Below are 14,670 nucleotides of genomic sequence, written 5' to 3' on the forward strand. Positions count from 1 at the left end.
AATAAACTTTACTTTAAGTAAAATAAACACTACTGCCAACAATGTATATAATTTATTGCTGGTTCTAGCCTACATACGAAAATCCTCGCGGATTTTCTATTTGGTTTGTATTTGCTAAATTAGGTTCTTAAAACACGCAACTTTCCATATACAAACATCGTCAAATTTTTAAATTTGGCTTATAGAATTGAAAAATAGAAACAAAACATAAAAATTTGGCCCGTGTATAATCCAGAATAAAAGTACTTTTATACACGCTTCGTTTCATATACGGAGACGTTGTACTTAATTATGACCAACCAATAACCAATGATAAAATTCTTTAGAAAAATACAATACGACCTTATGAAAAAAAACAAAACTGAAAAGTATTTTAAATATGCCATTGGAGAAATTGTTCTTGTTGTAATTGGGCTTTTAATTGCTCTTCAAATCAATAATTAGAGTGAAAATAGAAAACTTCAAAATGAAGAATTGAACCTTTTACTTGAAGTAAAATCAATATTATAAGTTACATTAAATAACTTTAAGAATGATACCATTTATAATAATCAGTTCATTATTAAGTTAAGGAAAATATAATAATCCATTGAAGACAACTTATCTTATACTTCTGAATTGGAAAACGCATTTGGAATGTTCGGTGTATGGTATAGTCCATATCCTATTTCAACTGCTTATACCACATTAAAAAAGGTTTAACTTTCGCTAAACCCTTTTTATATGTTATTTTTTGTGCTCTTTTATTGAATAACTGCTTTAGGTTCTTCCTTGAGTTATTCTTCATTTGAAGCTTTACTTTTTCATCCAATAAAAGGGAGGTGCTATTTTTGAGGCATTTTTTCTTGTTTTACCTAAGTTTAAGATAAAACTAAATTCGTGTGCTCCATTGTTGTAATTTGAAAGATTAGATATGGTTGCATCATATGTATAACCGATTTTGAAATTATCAGTTAAACGTATTTGAAATAATCCTGATATGGATTCGTCTAGTCTATGTGAAATCCCAAATTCTAATTTATTATTCCATAAAATACTTGCAGAGATATCCGCAGACAAAGGACTTCTATTTACTGCTCGCATCATTACTGATGGTTTTAGCTGGAAATCTTCTGATATATCAAAAACATAGCCCGATGAAACATAAAAAACCATTTCATCCGAAGCACTGGAAACCACATTGCTATTTTTGGCATACCGTTTTGTTTTTAATATATTGACAGTGGATAAACTTGCATAAAACTTTTCTGTATAATAAAAAACGCCTGCTCCAAAGTTTGGATTGAACTGGTTTATATTTTCACTAAATAAATTATCATTTTCAATGCCCAATCCCAATAAATCTACATTTAAAAAACTTCCGCCCGCTTTTAATCCAAAGGCTAAGATAGCATTATCTGAGGTCTCTATGGAATAAGAAAAATCAGCAAATAAATGTGTTTCATTTAACACAAATACTTTATCATTTACAATAGACAATCCCAAGCCTACATTTTTTCCTACAGGGCCGTGCAAGGAAAGTGTTTGCGTTTCTGGTCCTCCTACTAATCCTGCCCATTGGCTGCGAATATCGGCCGTGGCTGTAAAAAGACCATGACTTCCTGAATAGGCTGGGTTTATTAAACTAAAATTATTGTAATACTGTGTGTATAAAGGATGTTGTTGTCCATAAGTATGCAGTGCAGTAAGAAGGACAATTCCAATAAGTATATTTTTAATTATTCTCTTGAATTTCATGTTGCTTCTTTTAATAATTGATATAAACCCATCCTTTTACTATTTTACTTCCTCCATTTATGCTTAACACATAATAGTAAGGTGCGGCCGGTAATTTTTGTGTTTTACCTGTGGAAACACCATCCCAATAATTTTGATAATTTTTGGATTCATATACCATATTTCCGTATCGATTGTATATTTCAATGCTATTGTTTGGATACTTTTGAAGTCCGGCAATAATAAACTCATCGTTGGTACCATCGCCATTTGGTGAGAAACCATTTGGTATTGATAAACCTCCTTCATCACAAACATCTCCAGTACCGTCGCGGTCTAGATCTGCCTGATTTGAATTTGATACTGTTGGACAATTGTCTATTGCATTGGCTATGCCATCGCCATCCATATCATCATCACAAACATCAGCAATACCATCATCATCCATATCGTCTGAAGTTATCGTTACAATTGCTATTTCTGAAGCTGAGATCCCTGCTGTATTTCTTACCGTTAAGGTGACTGTGTAATCTCCTAAGGGTGCACAGTCAAAATTTGTTCTGTCCAGGCTTATAGAAGCAATTCCACAAACATCTATACTTTCGTCATTAATAGCATCTATAGTTATGGAAGCATTTCCGTCACTATCCAATGCTACAAAAATATTTTGCGTAATCACATTAGGTGTATTGTTGTTTTCTACCCTTACAATGGCACTGGCTGTTGCTTTATTTCCACTAGTATCTGTTACCGTTAAAGTTACTGTGTTATCGCCTACATTGGAACAATCAAAATCGGTACTACTTATTGACATACTTGCAACGGAACAGTTGTCTGTTGACCCCTGATTAATCGCTTCCGCTGTGGTTGAAACTAATCCGTACTGATCAAGATAAATTGTGATATCCTGCGTTATTGCTGTTGGTTTTAGATCATCTACCACGGTAATTGTGGCTGTTCCAAAAGCGGTACTTCCCATGGTACTTGTAGCAGTAAGTGTTACGGTATTTTCTCCAAGTGAAGCGCAATTAAACGTAGTGATATCCAAAGACAATCCAGATAAGCCAACCAGAGAACTTGAGCCATTATCCACTTGGTCTGGTGTAATTGATATATTTCCACTTGCATCAAGATATGCCGTGATATCTTGTGTGATCACCACCGGAAATGGATCACTTACGGTAACCTCTACTGCAACCGAAGTTGCGTTTCCTGATGGATCTGTTCCTGTTAATTGAATTGTAACCGGACTGTTTATCGCATCTGTTGCACTGAAAGTGTTTTGGCTTAGCGTGTAGCTAATGGATCCGCAATTGTCTGTGCCACTACTTAAAACATCTTCATAAGCAATACTTACTGTACCTAATTCGGTTAAGACAACCGAAATAGCTTGCGCTGTGATTATTGGTACTATTGAATCTTCTACTCTTACTACAGCCATGGCAGTTGCTTCATTTCCGTACACATCGGTTACCGTCAAGGTTACTGTGTTTGCTCCAACATTTGAACAATCAAAACTGCTGATGTCTAAAACAGTGGTTGCAATACCACAATTATCTGTTGAACCATTGTCAACCATTTCGTTTGTAATAGTTGCATTTCCTGTTGCGTTTAACTGAACTGTGATGTCTTGGGTTAAAACTATTGGTTTTATGGTGTCTTCAACAGTAACAATCGCTGTTTTGCTGTCGAAGTTTCCATTAACGTCGGTTACCGTTAAGGTTACTGTGTTTGCCCCAACATTCGAACAATCAAAACTACTGATATCTAAAACCATTGCTTCAATACCACAATTATCGGTACTACCATTGTCTATTCGTGTAGGGGTAATTCTTGCGTTTCCGGTTGGGTCTAATTGTACCGTGATAGCTTGTGTTGAAACTATTGGTTTGATCAAGTCAACTACGGTTACAATGGCGGTTGCACTGTTTGTATTTCCGTTAGAATCCGTAAATGTTACTATGTTTTCTCCGATGTTTGTACAATCAAAATTAGACCTATCTAATGATACGTTAGTAAACCCACAGGAATTTGAAATATCAATAATATCTAATAATCCTATTGATGCTTCTCCATCATTATTTAATTCCAAAGCGATATTTTTAGTGCTAATATCTGGAAATGCTGTATTTACAGTTACAAAAGCATATGCCACTGCTATATTTCCACTTTCATCAGTTACTGTTAACATAACATTGTTGATTCCTATATTTGAACAATCAAAAGATTTTTTATCTATTGATAATGAGGCAACACCACAATTATCCGTACTTCCTTGTTCAATTTGTGAAACTGAAAGCGTGGCAACTCCAGAATCATCCAATAATATAGTGAATGGTGAAGCAACTGAAACTGTTGGTGGCAAATTATCTACTACTGTTACTATTGCTGAAGCTGAGGCACTATTACCACTTTTATCTATTACAGTAAGGTTTATGGTATTTGGGCCTAAATCTGAACAGGTTAAGGTTGTTTTGTCTAGAACCATAGTATCAATATCGCAATTATCAAAACTACCATCATCAATATCTGCGGTTGTGATGTTTGCAATACCATTTTCATCCAAAAACACATTAATATCTTTTGTTACAACCGTTGGACTTAAATTATCTAAAACTGTTACTATAGCTTCAGCTATGATAGGCTTGTCATTTGTATCATATGCGCTAAGATTAACAATGTTAGGGCCAAAATCTGAACAGGTAAAAGTTGTTTTATCTAAATCTCCAGAATAATTTGTACTACAAACCCCATTGATAACATTATCAATAATATCTTCAGTTGTAATGTTTGCAACACCATTTTCATCCAAAAACACATTAATATCTTTTGTTATAACCGTTGTGGTAGAACTATCTAACACCAATACTATAGATGTTTTTTCAGTGCTATTCCCATTTAGATCAGTCACCCGAAGTTTAACTATGTTTGGCCCATTATCTAGACAATTAAAGGTAGTTTTATCTAAAACAATGGTATCAATACCACAATTGTCAAAACTAGATATTAGAATATCTGCAGTTGATATGTTTACTTCACCTGTTGAATCCAAAAACACAACAATTTCTTCTTGAACTTGTACTTCTGGAGCTATATCATCAAACAGATTAATCAACTGATCACAGCTTACACTATTCTGATAATTATCAATAGCAGTATAAGTTCTAGTAATGGTGTAATTAACAAGTGAACATCCTGAATCTCCTTGGGCACTAACATCACCATAAGACACATAAACAGAACCACTATTATCAATTGCCGCAGCTACGCCAAAATCGGTTGCATTGTTTAAATTTGATATACCTATAGTTACATCTGATGGACAATTTAAGGAAGGTGGTTCATTGTCTACAACCTTCAATGTAACTTCAAAATCAGTTTTATTGCCTGACTCATCCTGTGCGGTAAACTTAACTCTATTTAAACCTATTGGATATTGGTTATTAGCAGGTGCATTACTTGTAATAAAAGGGCTAACAGTGTAATTATCTGTTGCTATAATATTTAAACCAATCGTGGCATAATTTTGACTAAAATCAGTATAATAGGTGTCTGAAATTTGAATTGTATCAAAAACAGGTGGTTCAATATCTGCTACCGTAGCTTTAATTGCAAAGTTGTAATCGCTCTCGTTACAATCGCTATTTGAAATATGTATAATAGCGTTTTTTTCGCCAAATTCGCTAGGTGTAAATACAACGTTAAAAGTTGTACTTGAATTCGCTGCTATACTCAATGGTAATGCTATAGCTGTTATTGCAAAATTTTGTGCATCTACCCCTGAAAAAGAAATGGCATCATTACCAAGCTCTAATGGAGCTGTTCCTTTATTTTCAATAGTGAAAATTTGTTCTATGGGGTCTACGCTAGTTCCAAAATCTGTAAAATCATCTATTGAAGTCGTATTATCCCCATTTAAAATTTCTCGTCCATTTCCAGTTAATCTTATTTCTGATCCTTGATTTAACAATAAAAGTGGTTTAGATCCTTTGTTCGATAAAACTTTATCTAATTTGCCATCATTATTCACATCAGCTACTATCGTCTTATTGTATATAAATGGAATTTCAACTCTTTGGTTCTCAACGAACTCCCCAAAACCATTACCTGATAAAATAAAAGAATAGTATGTTGTTGTCGAATAACCCACATAACCGATATCTTGATTTTGGTCTCCATTAAAATCGCCAACAACAATGTTAAATCTATTTACAATATCATCTTCAACCGTGGAAGTCTTTAATACAAAACCTCCCATACCATTACCAAGAAAAATAGAAATATAATAATTAATAGGATTAGTACTATTAGAATCGTAAGACCGTATTATCAAATCTTGAATACTATCATTGTTAAAATCACCTGTAACTAGACTCAATGGATTATACACGCTATTAAAAGGCACATAATTAGTAAAAGCTAATGTGCCATTACCCAATAAAATATTAATTTTTTTATTATCTCTATCCGTAATAGCTAGATCTTGATTATTATCATTATCAAAATCACCAACAACTATACTTGTGTTCCGGTCAAAATTACTTCCCGTTGGAGTTATTATAGTTTGAGTAAGATTTAATGATTCATCAAATGATAAAATAAGTATGTCATTAGAGCCATCTAATGGTCGAATAAAATCCTGTACACCATCATTATTAAAATCGCCAACACTAAACTTAGAACTTAAAGGACCGGTACTTGACATAGCATAATCTGTTATTCTAAGATTGTATTCCGTAAAATTGCCCTTACCATCTCCTAAAACGGTTAAAAAAGAATAGTTATTATCTGGGTATAAATTTGAATTATAAACTTCCCCTTCAAAAACTAAATCTAAATTTCCATCTTTATTAAAATCTATAATATGGTAACTAATAATACCTAAAGATTCAGAAATATTTAAAATAGAATTTTTTTTATCATTATAATTCGCACCATCTCCTATAAAAACATTGATAGAAAGTGATTTATTACTCATTTCATATTCAACAAAATCCAATATACTATCATTATTAAAATCAGCAATATCGATTAATTTATCATACTCAAAACTAGGTATATCATTACTTAAGTCAAAACTACCGTCACTACACTGAGGATCTGTAACTGTTAACTTAAATGTAGTTGTAATATTACCTGAGCAAGTATATGCATTAATAAACACTGTATATTCTCCTGCAATGGTAACATTAGATAAATTAATAATTCCAGTTTCAGGATTAATAGTAATTAAACCTGAAAAATTTAAATTTGGGATATAGGCTATAAGATTATTAATGTTTTCTGGAGCTCTATTAGGTTTTATTTGCATATTACCTCCAGATATTACAGAGGTATCTGAATAATTACCCAATACAGGAATTCCGGAATCTGAACCATTTCCAGCAATCAGAAAACTATAATCATTCCCACAAGCATCACCATATAAAATACTTACTAATGCGGACTTATACCCTAAGGATGTTGGTTTAAATGCAATAGAAAATTCTTTAGTTTCTCCAACATTTATAGTAGTAGGTAAAGATATTCCTTCAATAGAAAACATATCGGGATTTGTTCCAGATAAACTAATAGCGTCCGTATCTAAATTAAGAACAGTATCATTTTTATTCTCAATAATAAAAGTGTGATTAATAGATTTTTTATTTAAACACTGATTGCCAAAATCTGTTTTATCATCTCTATTTGGAGATGAAGCTTTATTACTAATTAGTATATTAGGAGTTCCTTTTCCTTTTATAACAAGGTTAGGGTTACTTAATAAAACAGAAAAAGGATATTTTGCAAGGGCACTTGTACTGGCAATATCTAAAAGATTATCATTATTGAAATTTCCGACAAGAACCTCATTAAAACGAGGAACTGTGCTAGTCGTAAATTCACTTAATTCCAATTTTTTTGTTTGAACAGTATAGCTGCCTAAACTGTTACTTAACACTAATTTAATTTCTGAATCAGGAATAACAAAATCCAAATACCCATCTCCATTTAAATCAGCTATATCAAAGTTTTTAATGGTTCCGTTTCCAAATAATAGTGAAGTTATTATTACTGGATTTACATAATTACCTAGCCCATCTCCATAATAAATCGTTAATTTATCTTTACTCACCCGGGCAACGTCTTGATTACCATCTTTATCAAAATCATTCACTTTAATTTTTTCATAAAAATTAAGTCCTAATTCTATCTTATTATTAAAGTTAAAATCACCGTCAACATTTCCAAGATATGTTAATAAGCCTTTTCTTGAAGAAATTGTAAAATCTAAATAATCGTCCTTGTTAATATCCTCTAAAGCCATTGATTCTGCTCTATCGAAAGAACTAAAAGTCTCTGGCATAAAAAAACTATCTAACTTAAATTCACCGTCAAAAACACCTTTATCTTTCCAAAAATTGATATGATGGTAGGTTAAAAAAATAACATCTTGTCTACCATCTTTATCTATATCTTCAATGATTAAATCATTTATCACTTCACCTGCTTGTATCATTTTATCCTCAATAAAAGTGCCATCTCCTTGTCCCAAATAAATGGTGATTTGCCCTGAGGTTCCTTGATAATAAACAACAAAATCTTGATTACCATCTCCATTAATATCAGCACTTTTAACTCCACCAATATAAGTAGTGTCTATATTTGTTAAGATTCCTGTTTTATCAAACTCTCCACGACCATTACCAGCTTTAAAAAATACTTTACCGGTTCCATTAGAAAAAAGTAAAACATCTTGGGCACTATCTCCATTAAAATCAGCAATGCAAAATGCATAATTTAAATATTGAGAATCAAAATTATTTTCTACTAAATTTGGCGCAGCACATTGCGGGTCTAGTACGGTTAGCATAAATGAGGTTTCAGCTAAAACAAGATTATCATCATAAGCTTTAACATTTATATTATAATTTCCCGCAAACTTAGCGTTTGTAATATTTATAACACCTGTATTCGGATTGACCGATATTATACCAGAAAAATTAGCATCAGCATAAGCATTCATTCTCGTAAGGTTATCCGGTAAGTCAGATATTTCTACATTTAAATTTTGACCAACATACATACTAGCACTATTATAAGTACCTAATAAAACTGGAGGATAAATAGTCCCTTCTACGGCAAACATTGTACCACTAAATAATTCATCACAAGCAATATTACCTACAGTAATTGTAGCTTCCTTTAGCCCTGTTTCTGAATTACTAGCAGTAAAAGTAACTTCGAAAGTTTCAAATTCATCTTTAGCAATAGTTAAAGGAAATATACTGTCATCTACAGTAAATAGAGATGCATCGGTACCTGAGATAATTATTGATTCTTTTTCAAATATTAAAGCAGAATCATCCAAATTATAAATGGTGAATTTTCTTTTAGTTTTTTCATTTACGCTAATAGCTTTAAAAGCTGTATAATCTAATAAGCTTGGTGTAGTATCACCAGATTCAATTACTATCTCGTTACCCGTTACATTAATAACTGGTGCTGATGATTTTTTCCCTGTTAAAACTGAAATAGAATTACTGTCAATATTAGTTACTGCTATATCATGCAGGTTATCATTATTAAAATCACCAACTACAATTGATGTTGGGTTGGACAAATTATTAATTAGGGAGGATTTAAAGAATTGACCTGTTCCATTTCCTAAATGAAACGAAATATTATCGTTCCCAGAATTAGTTACGGCTATATCCTGTTTCCCATCGCCATTAAAATCTCCTGTACTCATAGAAAAAGGTACTTCTCCCGTACTTATATCTGCTGCATTTACAAAGCCACCCGCTCCATCCCCAAGTCTTATAGAAATTACACTGCTTATTGAGCTCAAAGTAGCCAAATCGATAATGGTATCATTATTAAAATCACCTTGAATTAAACAACTGGGGAATTGGCTTACCGCTATTGATGCTCCTGTTTCGAAATTATAATTACCTTGTCCTAAAAGTAAAGAAACCGTATTATTGGTTATATCAGAATAGGCTATATCAACATTCCCATCACCATTAAAATCTGCAGTTGTTAAATGTTTTAAACCTCCTCCGATGTTTATATCTTGATTTAATGAAAACTCTCCAAAACGATTTACTTCATAAATTGCTAAAGAACCACTCTCATCATTTTTAAATAATGTTAAATCTTTAATACCATCATTGTTAAAATCACTAAGATTAAAATTATCTAGAATTATTGGCTCAGAGTTCTCAGTGTCTAATACAGATATAGTTTGTTCTGTGAACTTGCCATTACCATCATTATTAATTAGAAGTGAAACCGCACCTTCTAGACCAACTAATATATCCTGATAACCATCTTTATTAAAATCATGTATAATCATTGAATTTGGACGATTTCCTCTGTTAAAACTGGTAGGAGGAGTGCCTAGTTCTATTTCAATTTCTTCATTAAAAGTTCCATCACCATTACCAAATCTTATTGATAAAGAATTAAATCCAATATTCTTATTGTATTTGTCATATCCACCATTCACAACAATTATATCTTGATTATTGTCATTGTTAAAATCGCCTAACCTTATAAATTCTGGTGTAGCTGGTGTAGCTGGTGTATTTGTTCCAACCAGCCTTTTTGTTTCACTTAATAAATTAGGATTGTTTTCTGTAAATACTCCCTGGCTACACAATGGATCCTCTACATTTAAAATAAAAGATGTTTGGTAGGCCTTACACGAAGTTGTCGCTATGATGTTTACTTCATAGGTTCCTGCTTGTAATGCATTGGTTACAAATAAATTTCCTTCTAAATCTACATTTATAATTCCGCTAAAATTGGATTGTGCAGATGCAAAAAGCTCGTTAAAATTTTCAAACGGTACTGAAGGTGAAATTTTTATATTACTACCGCTGTAAACAGTTTGATCTCTATAATCACCTCCTGTTGGTTCTAAAGGATTAAGGCCATTTCCCTCTAGCGCAACAGAATATACACCATTAGAACAATTTTCAAGATTAAAATTTAATATTGCGTTTTTTAAACCTTCAGTAGTTGGTTTAAATGTAAGTGTAAATTCGGATGTATCGCCTGCTGAAACTGTGAATGGAAAAGTGACCCCTGTTAATTCAAACATTACAGCATCAGTACCTGTAATGGAAGAATTTAGTAGGACTAAATCTTCAGCTCCTTGGTTTTTTAAAGTATATTTTTTTGACACATCATCAGTAATACATTTATCGCCAAAATCTACACCTGCAATACCATCTTCATCAGCAATGCTAATTATATTTTTTCCATACATAACTTTCACTAAAGCCGTATTTGTTATCTCAGTAGTGGGATCCGGAAAGTTTGGAAAATCAATTTCCCTACTTGTGCCAACAAATACAAAAACATCTAAAATATTGTCATTGTTAAATTCTCCAAGTAATGCCGCACCACCACTAAATTTAGTTTTAAAAGTGAATTTTCCATCACCAATACCTGTATAACAATAAACGGTTTTACCACTATTAAATATTACATCCTGAATACCATCTGAATTAAAATCGCCCACATTAATACTTTCGAAATCAGAGTTTCCAGCATTAACAGATGATTTTTCACAAACAATTAAACCTCCCTTTCCATCTAGTAAATAAGTCCGTAACAAAGTGCCATTTTTAATAAGAAAATCAGCGTTTCCATCATTGTTAAAATCACCCGTGGCAGATATTATATCATTCCCAAAACTCATATCAATCCCAGGAAAATCCATGTTTTTAAAAATTCCATCGCTGAGAACATTAAGCTTACCATATTTACTAATTTTTATAATATCATCACAACCATCATTATTTAAATTCGTCTTTATTAATTCGTCGCGTATTTGGGTTAAATGATGATCATCTAGAATAGAAAATATTTCAGAAAAACCACCGGTTCCATTTCCTGCGTAAATTACAAATACCTTGTCGTTTTTCACCCCCTGCAAAGTAACTCGGTCATTCGTAGTATAATTTAAAGCCAGGTCGGGTATAGCATCTCCATTAAAATCACCAATAATTAAATTTCTAGGAAATCTAAAATCAGGACTTTCAAACAATTGGAAACTTAGGTTAAAACTGCCCTTACCATCACCTAAGTATACCGTAAGCCTTTCACCTGCAAGATAACCTGTTTTCGTAAAGACATAATCCAAGTTTCCATCGTTATTAAAATCTGCTACTTTTATATCGGTAAAGTTTGTTAATGTATTTCTCCATTGAATATCACCGGAAGTATCTATATAACTGAAACCTCCTGTTTTTTCACCTAAAAATAAGCCTATATTTGCATTTTTTACCAAACCATAGTTATCGTCAAGACCTCCTGTTGTTATCAGGGCTAAAACATCTTGTAGACCATCATTGTTAAAATCGCCTAAAGCTTGTTTTTTTATTTCTTGATCGAAATCCAAATTACTCTTAATTAGACCTAATGCTTCTCCAGATAAAAAATCCCCTTCTGTGCATATTTTGTTTAGCACGTGTATTATAAAGGATTTTGAAATTGAAAGGCCTTGAGCATCAAATGCCGTCATGGTTATATTGTATGTTCCTGGATTTTTTGCATTGGTTATGTTTAATATACCTGTAGCTTTATCAACCGTTAAAACATCTGCAAAATCGATGTTTGACATAGCATCTAAACTTCTTGCATTTTTTGGTATACCGGATGGAGTTATAGAAGCATTTTCTCCAAGATAAACAGTAGTTTCTGGATAATCACCTAATAACGGCCCCTCCACTTCATTGATTTGTAAATTGAACTTTAAATCTAATTTTTCACCACATGCATTCTCAGCTTCAAAACTAACTTCAGCCTTATAGCTTTTGTCTAAGATTTGCCCAACAGGGGTGTACGTAACTTTAAACTCTATTTCTTGTCCCGTATTTAAAATAGCCTCATCACCATTATCTGGATACACTGGTATTGGGCTTATCGAAAAATTTTGAGGAGCATCAATTGAATTTATAGTTAAAGATTTTAAATTTAAAACACTTAAACCTGTATTTTTAACAGTAAATATTTCTTCTATTTGTTTTGGAGGATTTATTGACCACTTTAAGGTTTGATTCTCAGAAACTGGAATAAAGTCAAGATCAAATATATTTTTCTTTTTTTGGGTTATTGTAAATTTATTTTTTTCTTTTTTTCCTAATAAAATATTTACACTATTACCCCTGTTGACAGCTAAATCTATAACCCCATCATTATTAAAATCTCCTTTTTTTATATCTTTGGTATGTTCTCCAAAAAAACCCTTTATTACAGAAGTACCTTTAGGTTTCAATAATCTATAATTACTATCTTTCCTACTGCCTAATGAAACCTGTAAGGAGTCAAATAAGTCATTAACAAAAGCAAAATCCGGAATATTATCATTATTAAAATAACCTATCGTCATACCTTCAAAAACCTTAACATCTTCTAAAGATATATCGTAATCATCGCCTATACCTAAATACCTGTTGGTCCTAACTTTATAAAGAGATATTTTTTGGTTGTAGCCATTACCATCAATATCAGCCCACTCAAATTGTTTAGGACTAGCAATTCCTTCAGGTGGACTATATGAAGCAGTACCACTACCAACCCCATTATATATAAATTTCTCCCATAAATGTTGGCCCTCCTTAAACTTACCGTCACCTGTGCCTTTATAAAATTTAATAGTTTCAGCATTACCGTGAACTATGACTATATCTAAATTTCCATCATAATCAAAATCAACCAATTTCATATCAATGGGGTCTTGAGGAATTAAAATTTCGGAGATATCTGGAAAATCCTTAAGAGCATTATAAATGGTATAAGGAGATGGGTCTTGAACAGCATCTATTAATGGTTGTAAATTTATAGTTTGGTTAAAATTGCCAAGACCATCACCAAGTGCTATAACTAGAGTAGCTCCTAATCCAGCAAAAACTCTTGACACTCCATAAAACCCAGCAACGACATCGCCAATTTCCCCCGTATCTTTGCTTATTATGGCAAGATCAGGTATATTATCGTTATTAAAATCACCTACTTTAACCATTCTACTTCCAAGACCTGTGGGTGTTGTGGAATGATGTGGTAAGGTTTTAAACATACTACCATCAATTCCACCAAGTCTGGTTTCTACATGTCCTATAGGATCTTCATTACTTGTGGTGATATCTTGAAAACCATCTCCATTAAAATCGGCAATCGCACTATAACTAGGAAAAAAACCCGATGCTGTAATTGTCTTGTTAGTAGTAAAATTTCCAGATCCGTCACCATAACTTATAGTTGCCCCATTTACTTCAGGTGAAGCGAAGTCACCATCATTATAAACATTCAAATTAGGGTTATATGTCGTTAGTATATCCTGATTACCGTCATTATTAAAGTCTCCAATAGCAATAGATTTAACCTCCCTTGGCATTGTTATAGTTGAAAATTCTTGAAATTCTCCGACAGCATCGCAACCTGGTATAACTGTAAGTTTAAATTTATATTCTCCTACTTTATTTAATTCTTTTGTTCTTTTTAGGCATTCAGATAAAAAATCTTGATTTGGAGGAGGAATTTCTAAAGAAAGACAATCGCTATAATCGGTTTTCGTTATAATATCAAATTTAGCAACTGTTATGGTATAGGTTCCTACTGGTCCTGCATTGGTGATTCTTATTTCTCCAGTTTCAGGATTAGCACTTAAAACACCTGTAAAACCACTACTAGAAGTAACATGAACAGCAGTATTGCTTGCAATTATATCTTTGGAAATAAATGAAAAATTTTCTCCTGCTAGAACTGTTCTATCTTCAAATTGTTGTGCTTGTAAATGATTTACTACAAGTGTAGTTAAAACAAACCCGACAAATTTTAGGTATTTTATTATCATTTTAAATATATTTTGCTCTAGTTTAGCTAGACGTTGATATTAATTTTTATATTTTGATTGAGTTTGACTAAACCGTTCCAAAAAACCAAAATGCCATCTTTTTCTTGATA

Annotated in this window: 2 protein-coding genes; both read right to left on the minus strand. The window is 32.4% G+C overall.

From position 1 onward, the window contains the following. Positions 1-795 precede the first annotated feature (795 nt). Entirely contained in the window at positions 796-1,737 is a 942-nt protein-coding gene (locus tag QZ260_RS00220) for a type IX secretion system membrane protein PorP/SprF (RefSeq protein ID WP_295981403.1), read from the minus strand. A gap of 10 nt (positions 1,738-1,747) precedes the next feature. Then, the gene (locus tag QZ260_RS00225; RefSeq protein WP_295981405.1) at positions 1,748-14,560 is read right to left on the minus strand and encodes an FG-GAP-like repeat-containing protein; all 12,813 of its coding nucleotides are present in this window, start codon (positions 14,558-14,560) and stop codon (positions 1,748-1,750) included. Between the last annotated feature and the right edge of the window lie 110 nt (positions 14,561-14,670).

The sequence above is a fragment of the uncultured Algibacter sp. genome (assembly GCF_905480415.1).
GTDB lineage: Bacteria > Bacteroidota > Bacteroidia > Flavobacteriales > Flavobacteriaceae > Algibacter_B.

Bases quoted from the DNA above. Each gene is read 5' to 3' on its own strand.
- QZ260_RS00220 (WP_295981403.1), bottom strand. From the start codon at position 1,737: ATGAAATTCAAGAGAATAATTAAAAATATACTTATTGGAATTGTCCTT.
- QZ260_RS00225 (WP_295981405.1), bottom strand. From the start codon at position 14,560: ATGATAATAAAATACCTAAAATTTGTCGGGTTTGTTTTAACTACACTT.